Genomic DNA, 23,450 nt, shown 5'->3' with positions numbered 1-23,450 from the left:
GGGCCTTACTGATGGGCGCCGGACAACTGTGCTTGAGCTTGTGCTTGAGCCTGGCTGGCCGTGACCTTGGCGCCCGGCTGCAGGCCGGCCATGCCGCCGACGATCACCTGGTCACCGGCCTTCAGGCCTTCGCTGATCTGCCAGCGCGAACCTTGCATCGCGCCGGTCTGCACGCTGCGGGCCTCGACCCGCTCGTCCGCGCCGACCACCAGCACCGTCGCGCCGCCGTCGCTGCCGCGCTGCACCGCGCGTTGCGGCACCAGAATGGCTTGGCCGTCGGTGCCTTGAGGCGTGCGCACCCGCACGTACATGCCCGGCAGCAGCACGCCGTCGGTGTTGGCGAACTTGCCGCGCAGCGACACCTGACCGGTGCCGCGGTCCACCGCCACGTCGGTGAACATCAGGGCACCCTGGCGCTCGTAGGCCGTGCCTTCGACCCGGATCGACAAGGCGCTGTTGCCGTTGGCCGAGAGCTTGCCGTCCTTGAGCGACTCACGCAGGCGCAGCGCGTCGGCCGCCGGTTGGGTGAAGTCGACATACACCGGATCCAGCTGCTGGATCCGCGCCATCAGCGTGGCGTCGCCCTGCCCGACCAGCGCGCCTTCGGTCACGAGCGCGCGGCCGACCCGGCCGGAAATCGGTGCGGTGACCGAGGCATAACCGAGGTTGAGACGGGCGGTTTCCACATCGGCCTGGGCCGTGCGTGCAGCCGCTTCGGCGCCGCGCAGTTGGGCGGTGGCGCTGTCGAAGTCCTGCTGGCTGACCGCTTCGATCTTCACCAGCGGCTCGTAGCGCTTGAGCCGCGCCTGCGCCTCCTGCTGCGCCGAGCGGGCCCGGGCCAGTTCGCCTTCGGCACGCGACAGCGCGGCCTTGAGCGGTGCCGGGTCGATCTGGAACAGCAGGTCGCCGGCCTTCACGTCCGCGCCTTCCTCAAACCGCTTGTGCAGGACGATGCCCGACACCCGTGCGCGCACTTCCGCCACGCGCATCGGCTCGACCCGGCCCGGCAGCTCCGAGCTCAACGCCAACGGTTCGGTGACCACCGGCACCACCTCGACCGGCCGCGGAACCTCAGCCACGTTCTGCTGATCGTCCGCCGCCCCGCACCCGGCCAGCGCAATGGCCATCGCCAATGAACTCGCCATCCCTATTGCACGCAAATTACCCATGAGACACCCAAGGCTTGATCAAGAATGGCGCGAATGCTACTTTCAGATTCGTTATGAGTCAAATGTGTCTCATATGAATGTTTTTTGTCATTCCCTTGAACCCGACCCTGGTCTGCGCCATGCCCCCAACAGAAATGCCTGCTTCCGCCACCGCTCCACCTGCCCCGGACTGGACGCATCCGCCGACACCCCACGACGAGCATCTGTTCAAGCGCCTGACGGCGGCGTTCGTCAGCCGGCCCCGGGCAACCATGAAGGAACTGGCGCAGATGGCCGGCCTGAGCAAGGCCACCCTGCACCGTTTCTGCGGGACGCGGGACAACCTGTTGAACCGGCTGGAGCTGCATGCCGAGAACATGCTCAGGATGATCATCGCCAATGCCCGGCTCGACCCGGCCGATGCCCAGGAAGCCCTGCGTCGCCTGATCCGGGAGCACCTGACCCACCGCGAGCTGATGGCCTTCCTGATGGTCCAGTACCGGCCCGACTCGCTGGACTTCGACCAGCCGGACGCACGCTGGAAACTCTATTTCGATGCGCTGGACCGGTTCTTTCTCGGCGGCCAGCAACTGGGCGTCATCCGGATCGACATCACGGCGGCCGTGCTCACCGAACTGTTCATCTCGCTGATGTACGGCATCGTCGACGCCGAACAGCGCGGGCGTGCGGCGCCGGCCGACTCGGCCCGGGCGGTGGAGCAGATGTTCCTGCACGGCGCCGTGGGCCGCGAACAGACCGCGGCGGCCCATTGACCGCGGCGGCCGGACAGACAGTCGCGCAAAGTCAAAAACCAGTCATGCAAAGCCAATCAATCGGCGCAGGACTGGCCAAGAATCCAGGTGCTCTCTTCGCAATCATTCGAGACCTGCACCAATGGAATTCGACTACATCATCGTGGGCGCCGGCTCCGCCGGCTGTGTGTTGGCCAACCGGCTCAGCGCCGATCCCGGGATCCGGGTGTGCCTGCTGGAAGCCGGGCCGCCGGACACCTCGCCGCTGATCCACACGCCGGTGGGCGTGGCGGCCATCCTGCCGACCCGTCACGTCAACTGGGCATTCCACACCGTCGCGCAACCGGGCCTGGGCGGGCGCCTGGGCTACCAGCCCCGGGGCAAGGTGCTGGGCGGCAGCAGTTCGATCAACGGCATGGTGTACATCCGCGGCCACCGCAGCGACTTCGACGATTGGCAGGCGCTGGGCAACGACGGCTGGTCGTACGAAGACGTGCTGCCGTACTTCCGCAAGAGTGAAAGGCACCACAAGGGCAGCACCGATTTCCATGGCGCCGACGGTGAACTGCACGTCAGCCCCGCCCATCGCCACCCCGCCACCGAGGCCTTCGTGGCCGCCGGCCGGCTGGCCCGGCACCGCTACAACCCCGACTTCAACGGCGAAGACCAGGAAGGCGTCGGCTACTACGACGTGACGATCCGCGACGGCCGCCGCTGGAGCGCCGCCAGCGCATTCCTCAACCCGGCGCGCCCGCGCAGCAATCTCACCGTGCTGACCGGCGCCCAGGCCCGACGCATCCTGCTGGAGGGCAAACGGGCCGTGGGGGTCGAGCTGACGCTCAATGGTTCACGGGTATCGATCAAGGCGCGCAAGGAAGTGCTGCTGGCCGCCGGCACCTTCGGCAGCCCGCACCTGTTGATGCTGTCGGGCATCGGACCGGAATCCGAACTCAAGCCCCAGGGCATCGCCGTGCTGCATGAGCTGCCGGGCGTCGGGCAGAACCTGCGCGACCACCCGGACGTGGTGCTCTGCTACAAGAGCACCGACACCTCGCTGCTCGGCGTCTCGCTGGGCGGCAGCCTAAAGATGGGCAAGGCCGTGGTCGACTATGTGCGCCACAAGCGCGGCCCGCTGTCGAGCAACTGCGCCGAGGCCGGGGCCTTCCTCAAGACCCGGCCGGAGCTGGAGCGGCCGGACATCCAGTTGCATTCGGTGATCGGCGCCGTGGACGACCACAACCGCAAGCTGCACTGGGGCCACGGCTTCAGTTGCCACGTCTGCGTGCTGCGGCCCAAAAGCGTCGGCAGCGTGGGCCTGAACTCCGCCGACCCGGCGGCCGACCCGCGCATCGACCCCAACCTGCTGGCCCACGACGATGACGTGCAGACCCTGCTCAAGGGCTACCGCATCACCCGCGAAATCCTCGCCCAATCGCCGATGGGCCGCTTCGGCCTCAAGGACCTGTACAGCCAGGACCTGCACAGTGACGAGCAACTGATCGAACTGCTGCGCCGGCGCACCGACACCATTTACCACCCGGTCGGCACCTGCAAGATGGGCCACGACGAGATGGCCGTGGTCGATGACCGCCTGCGCGTGCATGGCCTGGAGGGGCTGCGGGTGATCGACGCCTCGGTCATGCCGACGCTGGTCGGCGGCAACACCAACGCGGCCACCTACATGATCGCCGAGCGCGGCGCCGAATGGCTGGCGTCGGCCTGAACCCAAGCATTCCTGCGAGACAGAACAATGAATACCCATCACAACAAGACCGTACGCATGACCGCCTGGGCGGCGATCCTCGGCGGCGTGTTCGCCTACCTCAACGTCGGGCTGATGGCCGTGGCCACCCAAGGCGACATGGCGGTCACCCTGCAAGGCGCGACGATGCTCGCGCTGCCGGCCGGCTCCCGGCAGCTGTTCCGGCTGTCGATGTTCGCCGACCTGCTGGGCTTCTACCTGCCGCTGCTGGCCATCGGCGGCCACCTGTGGAGCCAGTACCGGCAGCAGGCCGGTGCCCTGGGCGACATGGCGGCCCTGGCCATCACGGTGTACGTGACCCTCGGGTTGGTCGGCGCCTGCCTGCAGCTGGCCGCCCTGAACCCGTTGGCGCAACTGCATGCCTCCGGCGATCCCGCGGCCAAGGCCGCCGCCGAAGCGGCCTGGACCGCCATCGCCACCGCCTCGCAAAAAGGCTTGTGGTGGTGCGAAGGCCCCGTCGTGCTGTTCTGGGGCCTGGTGGTCGGCGCGCAATTGAAGCGCAACGGCTGGAGCGCGTCCCTGCGCTGGCCGCTGGCGCTGGTCGGCGTGTGCTTTGGCCTGGCGTTCCCGGTGGGGTTCTTCCCCGAGCTGGACCGGTTGTCCTATGGGTTGCTGGTGGTCATTGTCGCGGTCTTCCCGCTGTGGATGATCCTGTTCGGCGCGCGGCTGCTGCGCCGCGGCGAACTCAACGCCGCCCAGCCCCTCACCGCGAAGTGACCGCCGTGCGGCCGGCCGCCCTCAGGCGTGCGACCGGTCGCGGTGCTTTTTGGCGGTGGTGCCGAACCAGCGTTGGCACGAACGGCTGAACACGCTCTGCTCGGCGTACCCCAGCAGGCCGGCGATCTGCACCATCTGCAACCCCGAGCGGCACAGGTAATGGTCGGCCAGCCGGCGCCGCTCGCGGTCGAGCAGTTCCTCGTAGCGCACCCCTTCGCTGAGCAGGCGCCGTTGCAGGGTGCGCGGATGCAGGGTCACGCCGTCGGCGACGTTCTCGATGTTGCAATGCCCGGTCGGCAGCAGCCGGCCGATCAGCTCGACGACCCTCAGGCTCAGCGCGGCGGTGCCCGGCGCGTAACTCGACTCCAGATAGCGGGTGGCGTAATGCAGGGTCTGGGCATCGGCGTGGTCGATGGCGCGGGCGGCCAACGACAACGGCATGCGCCAACCGCACCAGTCCTGCTCGAAACGCACTTCGCAGCCGAAGACCTTTTCGTAGCCGCGCACAGGCCCAAGCGGCGGGTGCAGGAACGACACCTGCATCGGGTGCGCGCCCTCGCCGGCCAGCAGCTTGAGGATCTGCAGGGCGTTGGCCAGGCTCAACTCGTAGGACTGGCGCAACTGCGGCGCCGAGAGTTCGCGGATCCGGTAATCGAACTGCACCCAGCCGGCCTCGTCATGGCGCGTGAAGCCGAGCTGCAACGCCGGGCTGTGGATGTAGAGGTAACGTGCGATGGCCTCGAACGCCTCCAGCACCGTGGCCGAGTTGCGTGCGATGACCGCCACCGGCCCGAGGATCTCCAGCCCCTGCCACCGGGCGAGCCGCAAGCCGAAATCGGCGCACTTGAGCTCCACCGCCGTCGCCTCCAGCAGCAGTGACGCGCTGCGGTACAGGTAGAACGCGTCGTCCGGCCGCTCGTTGGCCGGCGGAATGTGGAAACGGCCAAGCAGGCGCTGCGGGTCGCCGCCCAGCTCGCGGACCAGTTCGTCGTAGCCCCACAGGTTGGTTGCCCGGATCAGATGACTCATTGTTGTGCTCTTGTGCGGTCATGGTGTCGCCAAATGTCAATCGACTGTCATGTTCCGTCAATCAATTTCTGCGCCCGCCCCCTACATTGACCAGGCTGTCGAGCGAGCCTCGACGCTTTGTCAATGTGCCCGGAGCAACGTCATGAACAACAACGACTACGACGTACTGATCATCGGCGCAGGCCTTTCCGGCATCGGAACCGCTTGCCACCTGAGCGAAGAATGTCCAGAGAAACGCCTGGCGATCCTGGAGCGGCGCGACTGCGCGGGAGGCACGTGGGACCTGTTCCGCTACCCGGGCATCCGCTCCGATTCGGACATGCTCAGCTACGGCTACCGGTTCCGCCCGTGGGACAGCCCGAAGGTGCTGGCCGACGGCGCCGCCCTGCGCCAATACATCCAGGACACGGCCCAGGCGTTCGGCATCGACGACAAGATCCATTTCGGCCTGAAGATCATCGGCGCCGACTGGTCCACCGACGACCGGCGCTGGCACCTCACCGCCCTGCACGAGGCCAGCGGCAACCTGCGCTCCTACCGCTGCAAGCACTTGGTGTGCTGCACCGGTTACTACAACCATGACGAGGGGTTCTTGCCGTCCTTCGCCGGGGAGGAAGACTTCAAGGGCCTGCGGATCCACCCGCAGCACTGGCCGGAAAACCTGGACTACACCGGCAAGCGCGTGGTGGTGATCGGCAGCGGCGCCACCGCCGCCACACTGATCCCGGCCATGGCGCAGACCGCCGGGCACGTCACCATGCTGCAGCGCTCGCCCTCCTACATCTACTCCCTGCCGGCGGAAGACAAGCTGACCGCCGCGCTCGCGCACCTCATGCCGTCCCGCTGGGCCTACGCGCTGGCGCGCAAGCGCAACATCCTGATGTACCGCTGGGCCTACGTGGCGTGCCGGCGCTGGCCGACGCTGATGCGCAGGTTCCTGCTCAACCATGTCCGCCGCCAGGTCGGTCCCGGTGTCGACATGCGCCATTTCACCCCGGCCTACATGCCCTGGGACGAGCGCCTGTGCGCCGTGCCCGGCGGCGACCTGTTCAAGGCCGTGCGCCAGGGCAAGGCCAGCGTGGCGACCGACCGCATCGAGCGGTTCACCGAGCGCGGCATCCTGCTCCAGTCCGGCCAGCACCTGGACGCCGACATCATCGTCACGGCCACCGGCCTCAAGCTGCAATTGCTGGGCGGCCTGGCGCTGTCGGTCGACGGCGTGCCCTACCCGGTCAACGAACACCTGACCTACAAGGGCGTGCTGCTGGAGAACCTGCCCAACCTTGCGTGGATCTTCGGCTACACCAACATTTCCTGGACGCTGAAGGTCAGCCTGTCGGCCAAGTACCTGTGCCGCCTGTTCAAGTTCATGGACCGGCACGGCCTGGAAACCGTCGCCCCGATGGACGACGACGACAACGCCTTGAACGACGGCATCATGGATTCGATGAAGTCCGGCTACATCCAGCGCGACCGGCAGATCCTGCCGCGCCAGGGCAAGGCTCATCCGTGGCGCGTGCTGATGAACTACAGCGCCGACAAGCAAATGCTGCTCAAGGATCCGGTGGAGGATCCGCGCCTGACGTTCCAGCCGCTGCGCCAGGCGCAGCCCGCCCCGCGCACGACCGCACTGCTGTGAGGTGGACGATGACTGCCTTCGAACCTGGCTCGACCCGCGAACTTGGCCACACCCGCTTCGTCCATCCCCGTCGGGGCCGTTTGATCGGTGCGCTGCTCAACGGGCTGCTGCGCCTCACCGTGAAGTGGCGCCACGGGCTGCGCATCGACATCGCCGCGCTGCGCGATCAACTGGCGAAACTCGACCGCCAGGCGCCGCACCGGCTGCTGGCCGGCGTGCAGCGCCAACGGGTGGACTGCAACGGCGTGAACGCCCATTGGCTGGTGCCCAAGACCTGCCGGCCGAAACGCGTGCTGCTCTATATCCACGGCGGCGCCTTCGTCGGCTACACGGCGGATACCTACGCCGGCATGGTCGCGACATGGTGCAAGGCCCTGGACGCCCGGGCCCTGATGGTCGATTACCGGTTGGCGCCGGAGTCCCCGCACCCGGCGGCGCTGCAAGACTGTTTCGCCGCCTACCAGTGGCTGCTGGACCAAGGCGTCAAACCGCAGCACATCGTCCTGGCCGGCGATTCGGCCGGCGGCAACCTGGCGCTGGCCACCTTGCAGCACCTGAAACAGGCGGGCCTGCCGCTGCCCTGCTGCGCGGCGTTGCTGTCGCCGTTCCTGGACTTCACCCTCAGCGGCGCCAGCGCCCTCACCAACGCCCGCCGCGATCCGGTGTTCACCCACGCGTTCGCCATCGGCATCCGGGGTTTCTACGCCAGCGCCGAACAGCATTCGCTGCCGGCGGTGTCGCCGCTGTTCGGCGACTTCAACGGACTGCCGCCTCTGCTGCTGCAGGTCGGCAGCACCGAGATGCTGCTGGACGACGCCGTGCGCGCCGCCGCCAAGGCCCGCGCGGCCGGCGTGGCGGTGCAGTTGGAGGTCTGGCGGAACCTGCCCCATGTGTTCCAGATGGTTGCCGCGCTGCCGCAGTCCCGCGAGGCCGCACGGCACATCTGCGACTTCATCAGCGTTCATGCCGGTTGGGGTGCCGGCCGTTGAATGGTGCGCCATTCATTTAAATAACGACTGTTGCGCTTAAATGGAAAGCACGGCTACGCTCGGTCGGCCATGTGGCGAACTTATGGAGGAAAGCGCTATGCAAGCGTCTCTTCGCAAGGCGTTCCGGGAAGACGGAGCCGTGCTGATCAAAGGATTCCTGACCCCGCAACAACTGTCCCAATGCCGGGAAGCCTTCGACTGGGCCGTGGACAACCACGGCCCCAACGCCTTCCGGATGTTCAACGACACCGAGCAGCAGGCCCACGTCGACAACGCCAACCCCGTGGCCAAGGCCCGGCTGGAGGCCCTGGTGGCTAGCCTGCCCCTGGGTTGCCTGTTCGCCGATCTGTGGGGCAGCGAGAACGTCTGGTACTTCGCCGAGGAAGTCTTCCTCAAGGCCGGCGGCCACGGCTCGCGCACCCTCTGGCACCAGGACACGTCCTATCTACCGTGGGCCGGCGAGCATTGGGGCAACGCGTGGATCAGCTTCGAGTCCGTGCCCAAGCGCAACGCCCTGGAGATCGTGCGCGGCTCCCACCGCGGGCCGCGTTACGACGGCACCACCTTCCGCGACCCGAACGACCCGACCCAACCGCTGCACGGCGGCGACGCCCTGCCGCGCCTGCCGGACATCGAGGCCCGGCGCAAGCTCGACCCCGACGCCTACGACATCCTGTCCTGGGCCACGGAGCCTGGCGACATCGTCGTGCTGCACCCAGGCTCGCTGCACGGCGGCGCGCCGGTCGATGCGGCGTTCCCGGACCGGCACACCTTCGTGTTCCGTTTCTTCGGCGACGACGCCACGTTCCAGCCGCTGCCGAGCGACAGCGCCTCGGGCTATCCGCCCCAGGGCTCGCTGTTCGCCAACGAGCTGGCCGGCCTGAAAGCGGGCGACCCGTTCCGCCACCCGACCTTCCGCCGCCTCATCTGACCTGACCGTGGAGAGCTGCCATGAGCGAACCGACACCCAAGCGCGAACTGATCAACCCGCCCCACACGCAAGCGTTCTACGACCAGTACCACTTCTCCCAGGCCAACCGCGTCGGCGACATCGTCTGGGTCTCGGGCCAAGTGGGGATCGACGCCAATGCCGTGCCCGGCGACGGCATCGCCCAGCAGTCGTACCTGGCGTTCCAGGCCCTGCGCACGGTGCTTGAGGAGGCCGGCGCGACACTGGCCGACGTGGTGGAACTGATGACCTTCCACACCGACCTGCAAGCCGACATCAAGGCGTTCGCCAAGGTCAAGGACGAGTATTTCCCCGACCGCTACCCGGCATGGAGCGCCCTGGGCATCTCGCAGCTGTCGTTGCCGCAGTTGCGGGTGGAGATCCGCGCCGTGGCCGTGGTCGGCAGCGGCCGCGCCTGACCGGCACGCGTCCCGCAGCCCGGGCGGCTGCGGGACGCACCGGCGCGGATGCTTTCCCCCGGCAAATTTCCTATAGTGCGGGACTGGATCAATTGCGCAACGACCGCGCCCGGAGCTCAGCCATTCCCATGCACGACGCCCCTCGCCCCGACCCCGCCGCCCACCGCCACGCCGACGACGGCCAGCCCGAACCCCGTGCCCGCCGGGGCCGCCCCGTGGGCAACCATGAGGAAAAACGCACCGGCCTGCTCAATGCGGTGGTCTCGGTGATCGCCCGCGAAGGCTACGCCGACACCTCGATGCGCAAGGTCGCGCAGCAGGCCGGCTGCACCACCGGCGCCGTCACCTACTACTTCGCCAACAAGGAAGAAATGGTCACGGCCGCCGCCCGCCACCTGTTCGATCAATTCGACATCCTGCTCGACGGCGGCAACGGCGCGGACATCGGCGCGCTGATCAAGGACTGGCTGAACCTGGCCAAGACCGACGAGGCGGACGCGTGGCTGGCCCTGTTCCAGTTGATGGCCCACGCCCGGCACGAGCCGGCCTTCGCCCGGGTCTTCGAGGAGCGCTACTCGCGCTTTCGGCAGGTGTTCAGTGCGGTGCTGGCCCAAGGGCAGCGCGACGGCAAGATCCGCAACGACGTGGACGCCACCCTGCTTGCCGACCTGCTCAGCGCCATGGGCGACGGCTGGATGATGGCCAAGCCCATCGAGCCCGAACGGTTCACCCCGGCCAGCAAGGACGCCTTGCTGACGACGGTGATGACGCTGCTCGCGCCTGTGGGCTGAACCGGCGGCGGGCCTCCCTGGCGGCCGCCGCTCGCCTCATCGAGCCTGGCCGCCCAACCAGGCGCTGACGGCGTCGATGTCGGCCTCCGACAGCCCCGCCGCCATGGCGTTCATTGCCTGCCCCGGATCCCGGCGGCTGCCCTGCTTGAACCCGTGCAGCTGATCCGCCAGATAGAAGCGTCCCTGCCCGGCGATGCGCGGCGCCAATGGTCCGCCCGCCGCCTCGTTGCCGTGGCAGGCCGCGCACCCCTTGGCGGCGAACACGGTTTTGCCTTGGTCCTGGAGCGCCTTGAGGTTGCCGTCGGGCTCGCCCGGCCCCGGCGGCTGCTCCGCGTAGTAGGCCGCCAGGCGCTTGATCTGCTCGTCGCTCAGGCTCGCCGCCAGCGCTTCCATCGTCGGGCTGTGCCGGTGCCCTTGGGCGAAGGCGCGCAATTGCGCCTCAAGGTACGCCGCCTGCTGACCGGCCAGCGCCGGATACCGGGCATTGGCCGATTGGCCGTTGGCGCCGTGGCACAGCGCGCAGGTGTCCTGCAGCTGCGGCCAGGGCCCGACGCTGGCCTGGTAGTGCGCGTCATGGGCGTCCAGGTTCTGCATGAACCGGTAGCCCTGCCACATCTCGGGGCCGTAGACCCCGGCGAACGCCGCCGCGGACACGGCCGCCAACGCCGTTGCGGTCCAGATGATCCGCTTCATCAGACCGTCCTCCTGCGCTGCGTCAGCGCCTGCAAGGCTTGCAGCGCCGCCCGGCGGCCGGAGCGCACGGCACCGTCCATCGCCCCCGGCCAGACCTCGGCGGTCTCGGTGCCGGACCAGATCAGCCGCCCCACGGACGGCCTCAAGTGCCGGCCCCACTGCGTCCAGAAACCCGGCGGCAGCGGTGCGATGCAGCTCAGCGACCAGGGATCGGCCTTGCCCCAGTCGTGATCGTGAAATTGCCGGGCGCGCAGGGCTTCGTCGCCCAGGGCCCGGGCGTAGATGTCCGACAGGATCGCCTCGGCACGCCCGGCATCGCTCGGCAATTGCCCGGTGCGGACGAACGCGTTGAGCACGCCGATGCGGCCGTCCGGCGGCGAATTGTCGTAGGACCAGATCAACGGCCCCTCCACCTGCACGATCTGCCCGTTGAGGCCCTGGTCGCGCCAGAACGGCCGGTCGTACACATGCACGGTCTTGCGCATCGGCGCGTGGGCCGGCCAGCGACGCTGCAACTGCGCGCGTCCCTCGGGCAGCGGCGGATCGAACTCGATCCGGTTGCACAGCGCCGGGTTGAGCGCAGCGATCACTTGCCGGGCGCGGATGATGCCTTGATCGGTGTGCAGCTCGACGACGTCCCGGTCCCAACCAACGATTTTGCGCACCGGGCACGACAGCCTGACCTTGTCGCCCAACCCTTCAGCCATCTTCAGCGCCAACCGTTGCGAGCCGCCGACGAAGCGGGTTTCCTGGGCGCCGTCCTTGATGCCTTCCAGCGTTTCGAGGCTGCAGCCGGAGGTGTTGATGATCGACAGGTAGTGCAAAAGGCTCACACCGGCCGGCGAACTGCCGAAGCTCAGGCTCACCGACATGTCGAAGCCGATCCGGTCCACCGGACTTGCGCCCTCGCGGTTGAGCCATTCGCCGACGGTCTGCCCGTCGAGGGCGGCCGCGTTCTGTGCCGTCCACGGCTCGGCGGCCGGCACCGCGCGGGACATTGCGTTGAGCTTGCCCACCAGCGCCGCGTTGGAGTTCGGTCCGCCGCTGGCGTCTTCCTGCACGCTGGCGTCACCCAGCAGGTAGACCGTCTTGCCTTGGTAATAGGTGGGGAACGTGTCCACCTCCAGCTGCCGGGCCAGGTCGGCGATGGCCGTCTGCCCCGGCCCGATCCATTGCCCTCCAGCCTCGGACACCACGCCACCGCCCAGGTCATGGTTGTAGGTGCGCCCGCCCACCCGGTCCCGGGCCTCCAGCACCTGGAAGGATTCGCAACCGGCCGCCAGCAAGTCCCGCGCCGCAGTCAGGCCCGCCAGGCCCGCGCCGAGGATCGCCACATCCAATACGTCTTCGGGCGTCGATGGCTGCTGTGCCGCGGCCCGCCCGCTCAAGGCCAGGCCGCCGACCACCGCCGCCGCCGCTCCGAGCGCCTGCAACAGCCGGCGCCGCTGGGTAGCCTCCGGGGGCAATTCGCTGTGTTCTGTGTTCATCGTTGCCTTGTCCTCGGTCGGTTCAGCGGGGTTGCAGCTGGTACGCGGCGCTCTTCGAACGCTCCAGCGCGCAATAGGCGACATGCATCTGCATCAGGCAGAAGGCCCAGGTCACCATGGCCAGGGTGTAGAAGTTCAGGACGACGTTGGTCTCGTCCCCCGGAATCTTGTAGAAGTCGTAGATGCTGGCGATGGCCTGGCCGCTGAGCATGGCCAGCGCCAGGCCGATGGCCGCCCGGTGTTCGCCGACGCTCACCAGCCGGCACACCACCCACACCAGGTACAGCGAGTAGGCGCTCCAGGTGACCAGGTAGAAGTACGGCAGCGGCTTGGCGATGGCGCTGGACAGCACCAGCCCGAACGTGGCCGCCAGGGCGGCGGCGAACAGCAGGACGTCCTTGGTCAGCTGCGGCTTGTAGCCGTGGGTGACGGCCATCATGCCGATCACCGCGATCACCGGGATGCCGAAGCCCCGGGAGAACGCATCGCAGAAGAACGAGATGACATAGGACACCTCCCAGCCCATCAGGAAATACAGCAAGGCGTTGGTCGCGGAAAAGGCCACGACCAGGCACTCAAGCCCCAGCAGCACATTGCGCTTGCGCAGGAACTTGATGCCGTGCACGACGCCGGACAAGACCAGCAGGAACGCGGCAAGACAGATAGCGATGTTTCGAGGATCCATGGCGGCACGCTCGCTTTAGGGTTGTTGGGGTGGTTGGTTGGCTGAAGCCAGGTAATGGGCGATCGCCTTGCGTTCGTCCGCCGACAGCGCGGCGGCCATGGCCTGCATGGCGCCGGTGGGTTCGCGGCGCTGGCCGTCGGCGAACGCGTCGAGCTGCGCCCGCAGGTAGTCGACGCCCTGCCCGGCCAGGCGCGGGAACCCGGCGGCGCCTTGCAGGCTTTGGCCGTGGCAGGCGACGCAGCCGCGAGTGGTCACCAGTTGCTTGCCCGCCTCCTGCAGGCCGGCGTCGGGCCGAAAGCTTGGGTTGTCGGGCGGGCCCTGGCGGGCGAAGTAGTCCGCCAGAGCACGGATGTCCGCGTCACTCAGGGTCTTGGCCAGCGGCTCCATGTTCGGTGCCCGGCGTTGCCCGTCGGCGAACTGCTGCAACTGATGGATCAGGTACGGCGCAGGCTGCCCGGCCAGGCTCGGGTAACGTTGATGCAGCGAGCGGCCGCCGTTGCCGTGGCAGTTGGTGCAGACGTCGGTCAGGTGCGGCCACGGCCCTTCGGCCTCGTAGGCCTGGGTCGAGTCGCCGATGTACTGCTGCAGGTGATAGAGGCCGAGCAGATCCCGGCCGTAGAAAGCGGCAAGCGACGCGACGATGGCCAGCACGCCCAATGCGATGAGTTTTTTCATGTGTGCTCCCTAGCCCTGACGCAACGCGTTGAGTACTTGCAGGGCGCTGCGGTGCCCCGAGCGCACGGCGCCGTCCATGTAGCCGGCCCAGATGTCGGCGGTTTCCGTGCCCGACCAGTAGAGGTTGCCGCAGGTCGGGTGCAGGGACGCGCCATGGGCGCTCCAGAACCCCGGCGGGATCGGCGAGACGCAGGTGATCGTCCACGGGTCGGCGAACCCCCAGTCGTGCTCGCTGTACGACACAGGGTTCAGGGCCTCCTCCCCGAGGCTTTTCGCGTAGGTCTGCGCCAACAGGTCTTTCGCCTCGTTCAGGTCGGAAGGGACTTTGGCGTTGGCGATGAAGGCGTTGATCACGCCGATTTCGCCCCCCGGCGGCGAGTTGTCGTAGGCCCAGAGGATCGGGCCGTTGATTTGCAGGGTGTGGCCGTTCAGGCCCTTGTCGCGCCAGAACGGGCGGCGGTAGACCATCACCGTCTTGCGCGCCGGTGCATGGGCCGGCCAGGCGCTTTGCAGGGATGCGCGCCCGGCGGGCAACGGCGGGTCGAAGGTGAGTTGATGGCACAGCGCCGGATGGATCGCCATGATCACCTTGCGGGCGCGCACCGGGCCCCGGTCGGTGTGCAGCGTGACGACCGGCTGCCCCCAGTCCGAGATCCGCCGCACCGGGCACGACAGGCGCACCTTCGGCCCCAAAGCCTCGGCCATCTTGATCGACAGCGCTTGCGAGCCGCCGACCAGCCGGGTTCCCTGGGCGCTGTCCTTGATCGAGTCGAGCCGCGCATATTCGCACCCGGCGGAATTGATCATCGACAGGTAGTGCAGCAGGCCCATCTTCGCCGGCGGCACGCCGCAGGTCAGCGACAGGCTGACGTCCCAGCCGGAGCGGTCTTCAGGCTTGACGCCCTGCCCGGCCAGCCAGTCGCCCATCGACAGCTTGTCCAGTTCGGCGAGCCGGGAAGAGGTCCACGGCGCCCCGCACGGCACGTCCCGCGACAGTTCGCTGAGCTTGGCCGCCAGGGTTTCGTCGGTGCCGAAGGTGCCTTCCAGGTCGATTTCGACACGCCCGTCGGCCCCGCCGAGAACCACCGTGCGACCTTGGTAATAGCTGGGGAACGTCCCCACCTCCAGTTCCCGGGCCAGATCCGCCACGGCGGTCTGGCCCGGGCCGATCCACTGCCCGCCGGCCTCGGAGACGAAGCCAGAACCCAGGTTGTGATTGAGCGTGCGCCCGCCCACCCGGTCGCGCGCCTCCAGCACGGCGAACGCCTCGCAGCCGGCCCGTTGCAGATCGCGGGCGGCCGTGAGTCCAGCCAGGCCTGCGCCGATGATCGCCACGTCCAGCACGTCGCCGGCACCGCCCTCTGCCGTGTCGGCGGCGTCGGCCAGGCCGATCCTGAGGCCCAGGCCGCCGACGGCCATCGAGGCGCCGGCCAGCTTGAGCAGTTGCCTTCGCGGCAATTCGAACGGACTCCCGGGGGAGTACGGCTTGTCCATGTTCCTACCTCACGCAAGTGGTCTTCTGATGGGGTCGCTCCCTGACGGAGCTTTTCTTTGGGCAAAACGAGGCCCTTGCGCGCGGACACGGCGATCCGCGCGGCAGGGTCAAACGAAGTCTTGGACGGCGGCCCGTGCCGGCGCCGGGCTCAGCAGGCCTTGCGCACCCGTCGGTTGGTGAAGCTGTCCAGTTGATGCGCGGCGCCCAGCGCCAGCGTCATCGCGCACCACTGCAACGGCTCGGGCAGCAGCGACGGCGTCTTGTGGCGCAGGGCGGCCAGCAGCGGGTGCTCGATGCCGCCGATGCGCTCCGCCAGCAGGTGGCCGATGAACGACTGGGTGGCCACGCCATGCCCGGAGCAGCCGGCGGTGTAGTGGATGTTCTCGTGCTTGCCCGTTTCGCCCACCACCGGCAAGGCGTCGAACGCCAGGCTGATGTAGCCGCTCCAGCAGTGCTGGATGTCGAGCCCGCGCAGCGTCGGAAAACGTTCGTGGAGCGCGATGGCCAGTTGTTGGTAGGCGACGTGGTCCGGCTCGTTGGGGGTCTTGCTGCCGTACACGTAACTGATGCGCTTGGTGGTCAGCACCAGAGTGTTGTGGGCGGTCAGGCGGTGGCTTTCCATGGTCAGGTGGGAGGTCATGATCCCTTCGCGGTTCGGCCAGCCCAGCGACGCCAGTTGCGCCGGCGACAGCGGCTGGGTCTCGATGGCCGAGACCTTGATGGGCATGACCTTGTCGCGCAGCAGCCCGAGCTGCGGGGTGTAGGCGTTGGTGGCGAACACCAGGTGCGGCGCGCGGGCGCTGCCTTGCGGCGTCCGGCACTCGACCACTGGGCCTTCGCTGTAGCCCAGCAGCGGCGTGTTTTCGTAGAGCCGCACACCCGCGCGGATCGCCGCGCGGCGCAGGCCCAGGACGTACTTGCCGGGGTTCAGCGTGCCGCCGCCGGGGATGTGGCAGCCGAACAGGAACGCCGGCGGAATGCCCCGCGCCCGCATCTGCGCGTGATCCAGGAACGTCGCCGGCGAACCCAGCGAAACGCCCAGTTCCATGCTCTCGCGCAGGCGCTTTTCCTGGGAAGGATGCACGCCGGCACGGATGATGCCCGAGGGGTTGTAGTCGCAGTCGATGCCGAGGTCGCCCAGCTTTTTTTCGACATAGCCGACGCCCTCGTCGTAGAAGCGGATGATGGATCTGGCCTGCTCGCGGCCGACGCGCTTGAGGAACAGCTCGTACTCCAGCCCCTGGCCGCCGCCGAGGTAACCGGCGTTGCGGCCGCTGGCACCGAAGCCGGCGAATTCCTGTTCGAGGACAATCACTTTCGCGCCCAACGCCGTAAGCTCCAGCGCCGTGCAGAGGCCGGCGAACCCGGCGCCCACCACGATCACATCGGCGCTGTCGTCGCCGGACAGGGACGGCTGGATATCGTCCGGGCGTTCGAGCCAGCCGCCCAGGCTGCGAAAGTGTCCCGGCTCGGCGGCCGACGGGCTGGATGCGTTCCGGCGGGTCATGGACATGGCAAATCTCCTGCTCTGCCTGGTGTTTTTCAGGCCAATCTCGTGGTGCTTCAGGGAGCGGCCGTTCGGGAGAATCAGAGCGCCCCGCCAAAACCATTTGACTTGATCATTTGACCAAGTCACATAAACACTAGCAATCGACATGCCAACCGCCTGCCTTGATGTTCTTTCTTAAGGGAAATCAAACCGTTACGCTGCTCACACCGACAAGCCGTCACTTCACAAAAGCCAGGCTGGACGGGATCGCGCACAGATCCTGTGAATTAAGGAAACAAGTGTTACTTAATTGATGCACCCCTCCTCACCCTCGGTTTGAAGATCAAAAAGGAAAGCGATGAACCTGCAGCGTGAAATCGACCACCTGTTCGACGGCCAGGCATTCGCCCGGCCGCTGTTCTATGCCTGTCCGGGCGGGCTGCGTTTCGAACTCTCCGAAGGCGGCGGGATGATCGAACAGTTTCTGACGGCCCTGCGCAAAGCGACCGAGGTCTGCCGCGATGTCTTCGACGGTGAAGGTTCGCTCACCGTCTGCCTGCGAACCCATTCCCGCGGCAACCCGATGGCGCATCGCCCCACGCTCCTCGCGCTGCGCTCAGCGGGCATCCAGATACCCGCCGTCCGCTCGGTCTGGAGCGAGGTGATCGACGACGAATGGTTTGACGAGACGGTGCCCGAGTACTGGGTCAACGTCGCGTTCGAAGCCCCGTCGGATCTGCTCCAAGCCGTCCTCTGGTGCGCCATGGCCAGCGATTTCGGCGCCATCAGGCCCAAACCCGGTTGCGCCTTTTACCTCTTCAACCTGAACCGGCAAGTCATGGCGTTCCCCTATGACGACAGGGGCATGGACGTGGTCGGCCCCAACAAGGCGCTGCTTTCACAGCTGTACCGCAAGCACCAGGCGTACTTGCTGGACTATGACCGGGATGAGATGGACGCGACCTTCGCTGAATCAAAGGACTCATGAATTGACATGATTGCCTTGGGCAACTATATAGTTGCTCAAGGCAATCATAGGGTCTTACATCATGTCCCCGATCATCGAACGCGCCGAAACCGTCCGCCGCTTCAACCGCTTTTACACCCATCAGATCGGCGTGCTGCAGGAACACCTGCTGCGCAGCGAGTTCTCGCTGACCGAAAGCCGCATCCTCTACGAACTGGGCGCACGGGCCGACCTCACCGGCGCCGACCTCTGCCAGATGCTGGGGCTGAACGCGGGCTACCTGAGCCGGGTCATCGGCGGCTTCGAGAAAAAGGGCCTGATCGACAAGACCCGCTCCGCCACCGACGCCCGGGCCTCGTGCCTCGGGCTCACCGATCAGGGCCGGCAGGTGCTGGCCACCCTGGAGCACGCCTCCCGCGAAGAAGTCATCGCCCTCCTGCAGCGCCTGCCTGAACCCCAGCAGGAGCAACTGATCCAGGCCATGAAGCGGGTACAAAACCTGCTGGGCGACAGCGACCCCTCCTACCTCTTGCGCGACCCCAAGGCCGGCGACATGGGCGCCGTCGTCCAGCAGCAGGCCGAGCTCTACACTCGCGAATACGGCTGGAACAGCGAGTTCGAGGCCTTGGTGGCCGAGATCGTCGCCAAATACCTGCGCGAATTCGACCCCAGCGGCGAGCGCTGCTGGATAGCGGAAAAGGACGGCCGGGTGGTCGGTTCGGTCTTTGTCGTGCGCCATGACGCCACCACGGCCAAGCTGCGGATGCTCTACGTCGATGCCGGCGCCCGTGGCCTGGGGATCGGCCAGCGCCTGGTCGAAGAGACCCTGCGCTTCGCCCGCCAGGCCGGCTATAAGACGATGATGCTGTGGACGGTCGACATCCTCACCGACGCCCGCCGGCTGTACCAGAAGGCCGGCTTCCGGCTGGTCGAAGAGGAGCCGATGCACAGCTTCGGCAAGGCTCTCGTCAGCCAGACCTGGGCGGTGGACCTGTGACGCTGACCGGACCTAAGCAACGGATTCGACCATCAGCGGGTGGAGTTCAGGGGCGGTTCTGTGGTGTCCTGTCGGCAAAGGCCCGCCGTTGCCGGCGGGGCTCACGTCATTCGGCTACTTCACGATGAGGTTCGATTCATGAGCAAAGCGCCCTACGTCCCGCCCAAGGTCTGGAAACACGAGGCTCCGTCCGGCGGCCAGTTCGCCAACATCAACCGCCCGGTGGCCGGGCCGACCCACGACAAGGCCCTGCCGGTGGGCAAGCATCCGCTGCAGCTGTATTCCCTGGCCACGCCCAACGGCGTGAAGGTCACCATCCTGCTCGAAGAACTGCTGGCCCTGGGGCACTCCGGCGCTGAGTACGACGCCTGGCTGATCCGCATCGGCGAGGGCGATCAGTTCTCCAGCGGCTTCGTCGAGGTCAACCCGAACTCGAAGATCCCGGCGCTGCTGGACCGCAGCGTGGAACCGGCCATCCGCGTGTTCGAGTCCGGCTCGATCCTGCTGTACCTGGCGGAGAAGTTCGGCGCCCTGCTCCCCTCCGACCCGGCCGGCCGCACCGAAACCCTGAACTGGCTGTTCTGGCAAATGGGCTCGGCCCCGTACCTGGGCGGCGGCTTCGGCCACTTCTACGCCTATGCGCCGGAGAAGTTCGAGTACCCGATCAACCGCTTCACCATGGAAGCCAAGCGCCAACTGGACGTGCTCGACCGCCGCCTCGGCGAAAGCGCCTACCTGGCCGGCGACACCTACACCATCGCCGATATCGCCGTCTGGCCGTGGTACGGGCAACTGGTGCGCAACAACGTCTACGCCGCCGCCGAGTTCCTCAACGCCCAGCAATACACCCACGTGCTGCGCTGGGCGGAAGAAATCGCCAAGCGGCCGGCGGTGCAACGCGGGATGCGCGTTAACCGCACGCGGGGCGACGAGGCGAGCCAGGTGCCGGAGCGGCATCGGGCTGAGGATTTGGGGTAAGGGTGTGGAGTTTTACTGATGGAACGGCTGGTCAAGCATTGGCTTGACCGGCCGTTTTTTGCTTTAGCGCATTGGCGATTCTTTGTGGGGCTGCGCCTACATTCGTAAAGGGGCAGCTATCGGCCAAAAGCGGACGGTCAATCAGGAGTTGTAACAAAGAGTTGTCCGCCATTTAATGAGTGATCGAACATCAGGTTGATGACCCGAAAATGAGTAAATTGGGTTGCACGTGTGGCCATGTGATTACCGATCAGACCGACGGCTTGCCCTATAAGGCGAGCCTGCTTCGCGACGAGGTGGAAAATGAATTTTGGAATGAGGTGCACCGTGAACTCAAACCTCTGGTAGAGGCGGCGGAGTCCGGAGACAAGGCTGCGATCGCCGATGCATTTGGCGAGTTTTCACCCGGGTTCAGCGCTGCTGACGAGCTGCAAGACCGAATTTCCAGCCTCTACATTCGCCGAATGTCGACTGCCTACGAGTGCCAGAACTGTGGACGCCTTTGGGTGCAAAAAGATGACAGTGAAAGATTTGTTTCCTATGTCCCTGAGGAAGGTGCATATGGCGCAATCCTGGCAGTGGCATCAGTAGCATCTGAAAATCTGAATTAAGCGTTCGCGATGGGTCGGAAGCGGAAAATGCAATAGGCAGCAATCGGCCAAAAGCGGTCCCCAACTAGCAATACGAGAAGCAGCCATCACCTGGATCTTGCCCCTTGCCAACCGGGGCACCGTGCAGATACTGTCAACCTATGAATCAGCTACGTATTGCCTCGACCACCACTACCACGACCGCCCGAGGCGGGTCGTGAGAGGTGTCGTGAGTCAATAATGCACGATCTTCAAAGGCCCGCCAGTGATGGATAGGGCCTTTTCTTTTGCCCTTGTGTCGCTGGCCCAAACGCAAGGAAAAGCACTATGCATGCACTGTTGATTCTCGATATGCAGGTTGGATTGTTTCATGGCCCAGAAAAACCATGGGCTGGTGAGGCGCTGCTAAACACGCTGAATAGTCTGTTGAATAAAGCCCGCAGGGCCGGCGCGCCCATTTTTCTTGCTCGCCATGTGGGGCCGCCCGGCTCACCTATCGAACCAGAAAGCCCGTTGACGCAATTGGTGGAGGAACTGCTGCTGAGGGGCGACGAAGTGATTTTCACAAAAAGCCGGCCTAACGCTTTCGCCATGACTGACCTAGCCGATCGACTAAAGGCTTGTGGTGCTCAAGGCGTGGTTATTGCCGGAATGAAAACCCAGTATTGCGTCGACAGCACCTGCCGCGCCGCACGAGATCTAGGATTCGATGCAGTGCTGATCGCCGATGGTCATACCTGCACCGATACTCCCGCTTTGAAGGCTGAAAGTATCGTCGCTCATCACAATGCAACCCTGGCGGGCCCATTCTGTCGTGTCGTTCACGCTGCGGACTGGCATTTCTGAACGGCATTGATAGATCGGCTCAAGTTCTGGGTCGATCTGTCTGCTTTGGCGGAATAAAGAAAATAAAGAAAATATGGGGCGGATTTATTTTCGGATAATAAATTCGCCCCCTTCTTTCGCTTTTCGCTTTTTTGCTCAAGTAAATAATTCTGCCCATTTTTTTCATTGAGTGAGTATAGTTGAAAAGACCGCTTATAACCTTGCCAATAAAATACAAACTAAAATCTTCACAGATCCGCTTCGGACTCCAGAAGCAGGAACTCTTGATAGCGTTCTTTTGGCCACCCTTCATCGTCTGGCTCTAGGCTAATCGCCCTCTCGAACATTTTAACTGCCTCATCGCGTCTATTGCTTATTTCTCCGAGATATATAGCATAATTAACCATTATCCAGTGATTCTCAGGCTCGCACTCTAGAGCTCTTGCATATAGAGACCCTAGTAGATCATGGTTCTCTTCATGATCTAAGTGATCGCGAATAAAGTTGGCATAGGTGCAGGTAAGCCATCCGCTGTCTGGATGTTCAGCCATCAACTTCTTAAATAGCTGTTCAGCCTCGACGAGATCGCCTCTGACATCAGCTAGAAACCGGGCATAAGTGCCGACATGAACTTGATTCTCAGGACCTAGCCGAATTGATTCTTTGTAGTATTCCTCTGCACGATCGTAATCCTCTGTAGTTGAACTTAAGTGATTGGCGTAATCATTGAGAACACTTGCATTGTGAGGATCTATTTCAATGGCCTTCTTATACTCAATATCAGCCTGCTCATTTTCATCGCAGTCGACTGATAAAAAGAATGCGTAGTTCCCGATTAGGTCTGCACTGTCGGGGAAGTGTCTAAGCCCCTCAAGATAAACACTGCGCCGAGATTCGATATCCGTTTCAGCCTGTGCTTTCATATCCCACGCCCACCAACTCTGATCGGAACGCACAGATTGGCTTAATACCTCTCCGCCTCTCCTCTCGGCAGGTGATCCGTGGATTGAGGTGTCACGAAGTTGAATTGCTTGTTCGCGATAGCGACGTGCACGCTCTAGCCCAAGATCAGCAGTTCGCTCAGCGATCGCAGCGACATCGAAATCAGTGACCAACTGCGCAGCCAATCGCAGCATAAATTGGTCAAACCCAGGAACCTTTACGAGTAAGCCATTATGCTTGTTAAGGACATTTAGAGCCTTCTCAGGTGGCGGGGAGCCTTCTCGGTAACACCATACCATACGCCCAGAAATATCTCCTGGCTCCAGATCCATGAGCATATCCATCAAGCTGCCGTCGTTACCCCCATAACCAACTACAACGGGTGTGAAATATTGGAATAGCCTCTTTAAAGCGAGCTTCCAACCTTTCTCCATTTTTGAAACGCCAGCCGGATCATTTATAGGATTTAGATATAGGTCTCTATGAATCTTAGCTACCAATGGACGGCGCATTTGTGGACGTACAAAACCGGCTAGAGACTCATGCGCCACGACTAATGGTGACTGGTGCGCATGCATCGCAAGTGCATCGGCGACCAAATTGTCGAAATTTGTAGTTACAACAACTTTGTGCCTAGTGTTTTGTATGATCTCAGCCAGTAGAGAATAGCCGAGACTTGGAAGTTTTCCCTCCATGGCGGCCTCTAACTCTGCATACCCTGCTTCCTTGTCGCAGCGAAATCGATGCTCAAAAATTTCAGGGTAAAATTCGCCAGAGTTTTCTATCGTTAATTTTTCATCAATTATCTTCGTCTCGTTGAGCCACTCGCGTAAAGGGCGTTCAACGAGGCACTCCCTCAAATGAATGTCCTCAAGCCATCTTTTAGCTAGCTCTTGTCCAGTGGGAATTCCGGATGTTCGGGAGGCACCAGCCCCTAGAATGAATGCGAACTGTCGATCTTTCATTGTTAGATCAATACGCTTCATGTCATCGAGAACACCATCTAGTGACCATTCCGTAACTAGGTTATCCATGTCCCACCATCCTAAAAGCTACGTCTTCGAACAAAAATTAAGCAACTTTAGCGAAGGCGGTGGCCTTTTGCTAGCCCCAACAGTGCTCTGTTGCGAACATCTCTAGTAAGCTGCTAAGCGCATCCCCTACGCCGCGTGGACATCTTCTAGCCAATCGGTGTCATTCGCGTCGGGTAGCAATGCATGGATAACTGTCCCTAATGAACCACTGCTAATGGCCGACAGCGGTCGCTCCAGAGCGTCCGCTTTTCGCCGTAAGCAGTCGCTCATGAGCGGCAGCTTTAATCAGACCTTCACCTTTTCTCCGGTACGAGAATGCTCCTGCAATCCCACCCCCGTGCTCAGGTGCAGTGACAGCGCCTTCAAAGGATCTCGCACAAAACCTACCCCCATAGCTC

General features: G+C 64.5%; 22 protein-coding genes. 13 read left to right on the top strand and 9 right to left on the bottom strand.

Translation table 11 applies throughout. The features are described 5' to 3' along the window. Nucleotides 1–5: 5 nt before the first annotated feature. Nucleotides 6–1,169, bottom strand: a complete 1,164-nt coding sequence (locus CAG33_RS23610; RefSeq protein ID WP_085583787.1) for a MexC family multidrug efflux RND transporter periplasmic adaptor subunit — start codon at nucleotides 1,167–1,169, stop codon at nucleotides 6–8. Between the two features lie 134 nt (nucleotides 1,170–1,303). On the opposite strand from CAG33_RS23610, the gene CAG33_RS23605 reads away from it, so the two are divergent. From CAG33_RS23605 to CAG33_RS23595, 3 genes are all read left to right on the top strand, one after another. Further along, the gene (locus CAG33_RS23605) at nucleotides 1,304–1,921 is read left to right on the top strand and encodes a TetR/AcrR family transcriptional regulator (protein ID WP_085583789.1); all 618 of its coding nucleotides are present in this window, start codon (nucleotides 1,304–1,306) and stop codon (nucleotides 1,919–1,921) included. Nucleotides 1,922–2,042: 121 nt separating this feature from the next. Next, entirely contained in the window at nucleotides 2,043–3,623 is a 1,581-nt protein-coding gene (locus CAG33_RS23600) for a GMC family oxidoreductase (protein ID WP_085640743.1), read from the top strand. A gap of 27 nt (nucleotides 3,624–3,650) precedes the next feature. Next, nucleotides 3,651–4,379, top strand: a complete 729-nt coding sequence (locus CAG33_RS23595; protein WP_085640741.1) for a hypothetical protein — start codon at nucleotides 3,651–3,653, stop codon at nucleotides 4,377–4,379. A 21-nt stretch (nucleotides 4,380–4,400) separates the two neighbouring features. On the opposite strand, the gene CAG33_RS23590 is transcribed toward CAG33_RS23595, so the two are convergent. After that, nucleotides 4,401–5,408, bottom strand: coding sequence for an AraC family transcriptional regulator (locus CAG33_RS23590; protein WP_085634031.1), 1,008 nt, complete (start codon nucleotides 5,406–5,408; stop codon nucleotides 4,401–4,403). Between the two features lie 142 nt (nucleotides 5,409–5,550). Between CAG33_RS23590 and CAG33_RS23585 the strand changes: the two genes are divergently transcribed. From CAG33_RS23585 to CAG33_RS23565, 5 genes are all read left to right on the top strand, one after another. Next, entirely contained in the window at nucleotides 5,551–7,047 is a 1,497-nt protein-coding gene (locus CAG33_RS23585; protein ID WP_085640739.1) for an NAD(P)/FAD-dependent oxidoreductase, read from the top strand. Between the two features lie 8 nt (nucleotides 7,048–7,055). Next, on the top strand, nucleotides 7,056–8,036 hold the full coding sequence (locus CAG33_RS23580; protein WP_085640737.1) for an alpha/beta hydrolase: 981 nt from the start codon (nucleotides 7,056–7,058) through the stop codon (nucleotides 8,034–8,036). Between the two features lie 97 nt (nucleotides 8,037–8,133). Continuing rightward, on the top strand, nucleotides 8,134–8,967 hold the full coding sequence (locus tag CAG33_RS23575) for a phytanoyl-CoA dioxygenase family protein (protein WP_085634034.1): 834 nt from the start codon (nucleotides 8,134–8,136) through the stop codon (nucleotides 8,965–8,967). Nucleotides 8,968–8,987: 20 nt separating this feature from the next. Then, nucleotides 8,988–9,404 carry a RidA family protein gene (locus CAG33_RS23570; RefSeq protein ID WP_085640735.1) on the top strand — a complete coding sequence of 139 codons (417 nt, stop codon included), beginning with the start codon at nucleotides 8,988–8,990 and terminating at the stop codon, nucleotides 9,402–9,404. A 128-nt stretch (nucleotides 9,405–9,532) separates the two neighbouring features. Beyond that, nucleotides 9,533–10,195, top strand: a complete 663-nt coding sequence (locus CAG33_RS23565; protein ID WP_085640733.1) for a TetR/AcrR family transcriptional regulator — start codon at nucleotides 9,533–9,535, stop codon at nucleotides 10,193–10,195. Between the two features lie 36 nt (nucleotides 10,196–10,231). On the opposite strand, the gene CAG33_RS23560 is transcribed toward CAG33_RS23565, so the two are convergent. From CAG33_RS23560 to CAG33_RS23535, 6 genes are all read right to left on the bottom strand, one after another. After that, nucleotides 10,232–10,888: a cytochrome c gene (locus CAG33_RS23560; RefSeq protein WP_085640731.1), complete on the bottom strand. Its 657-nt coding sequence runs from the start codon at nucleotides 10,886–10,888 to the stop codon at nucleotides 10,232–10,234. After that, nucleotides 10,888–12,375, bottom strand: coding sequence for an FAD-dependent oxidoreductase (locus CAG33_RS23555; RefSeq protein WP_085640729.1), 1,488 nt, complete (start codon nucleotides 12,373–12,375; stop codon nucleotides 10,888–10,890). The genes CAG33_RS23560 and CAG33_RS23555 overlap by 1 nt, the downstream gene beginning before the upstream one ends. A 22-nt stretch (nucleotides 12,376–12,397) precedes the next feature. Further along, nucleotides 12,398–13,060, bottom strand: coding sequence for a hypothetical protein (locus CAG33_RS23550; protein WP_085634039.1), 663 nt, complete (start codon nucleotides 13,058–13,060; stop codon nucleotides 12,398–12,400). A 15-nt stretch (nucleotides 13,061–13,075) separates the two neighbouring features. Next, entirely contained in the window at nucleotides 13,076–13,735 is a 660-nt protein-coding gene (locus tag CAG33_RS23545; RefSeq protein ID WP_085640727.1) for a c-type cytochrome, read from the bottom strand. Between the two features lie 9 nt (nucleotides 13,736–13,744). Further along, entirely contained in the window at nucleotides 13,745–15,229 is a 1,485-nt protein-coding gene (locus tag CAG33_RS23540; RefSeq protein WP_085640726.1) for an FAD-dependent oxidoreductase, read from the bottom strand. Nucleotides 15,230–15,378: 149 nt separating this feature from the next. Then, entirely contained in the window at nucleotides 15,379–16,737 is a 1,359-nt protein-coding gene (locus CAG33_RS23535) for an FAD-binding oxidoreductase (RefSeq protein WP_170930089.1), read from the bottom strand. Between the two features lie 340 nt (nucleotides 16,738–17,077). On the opposite strand from CAG33_RS23535, the gene CAG33_RS23530 reads away from it, so the two are divergent. The 5 genes from CAG33_RS23530 (at nucleotide 17,078) to CAG33_RS23510 (ending at nucleotide 21,097) form a co-directional block, all read left to right on the top strand. Further along, nucleotides 17,078–17,707: a DUF3885 domain-containing protein gene (locus tag CAG33_RS23530; protein WP_085640722.1), complete on the top strand. Its 630-nt coding sequence runs from the start codon at nucleotides 17,078–17,080 to the stop codon at nucleotides 17,705–17,707. A 61-nt stretch (nucleotides 17,708–17,768) separates the two neighbouring features. Continuing rightward, complete coding sequence (locus CAG33_RS23525) at nucleotides 17,769–18,683, top strand: GNAT family N-acetyltransferase (protein ID WP_170930088.1); 915 nt, start codon at nucleotides 17,769–17,771, stop codon at nucleotides 18,681–18,683. Nucleotides 18,684–18,821: 138 nt separating this feature from the next. Continuing rightward, nucleotides 18,822–19,661 carry a glutathione-dependent disulfide-bond oxidoreductase gene (gene yghU, locus CAG33_RS23520; protein ID WP_085640720.1) on the top strand — a complete coding sequence of 280 codons (840 nt, stop codon included), beginning with the start codon at nucleotides 18,822–18,824 and terminating at the stop codon, nucleotides 19,659–19,661. 209 nt (nucleotides 19,662–19,870) lie between these two features. Further along, entirely contained in the window at nucleotides 19,871–20,272 is a 402-nt protein-coding gene (locus tag CAG33_RS23515) for a hypothetical protein (protein ID WP_256576751.1), read from the top strand. 306 nt (nucleotides 20,273–20,578) lie between these two features. Next, on the top strand, nucleotides 20,579–21,097 hold the full coding sequence (locus tag CAG33_RS23510) for an isochorismatase family protein (protein WP_085640716.1): 519 nt from the start codon (nucleotides 20,579–20,581) through the stop codon (nucleotides 21,095–21,097). Nucleotides 21,098–21,324: 227 nt separating this feature from the next. On the opposite strand, the gene CAG33_RS28370 is transcribed toward CAG33_RS23510, so the two are convergent. After that, nucleotides 21,325–23,052, bottom strand: a complete 1,728-nt coding sequence (locus tag CAG33_RS28370; protein WP_139831530.1) for a hypothetical protein — start codon at nucleotides 23,050–23,052, stop codon at nucleotides 21,325–21,327. Between the last annotated feature and the right edge of the window lie 398 nt (nucleotides 23,053–23,450).

This window comes from Pseudomonas sp. B3(2017), from assembly GCF_002113595.1.
GTDB classification, from domain to species: domain Bacteria; phylum Pseudomonadota; class Gammaproteobacteria; order Pseudomonadales; family Pseudomonadaceae; genus Aquipseudomonas; species Aquipseudomonas ekonensis.
Note: the sequence above shows the minus strand (reverse complement) of the source record. Positions and strands in the feature narration are given on the sequence as shown.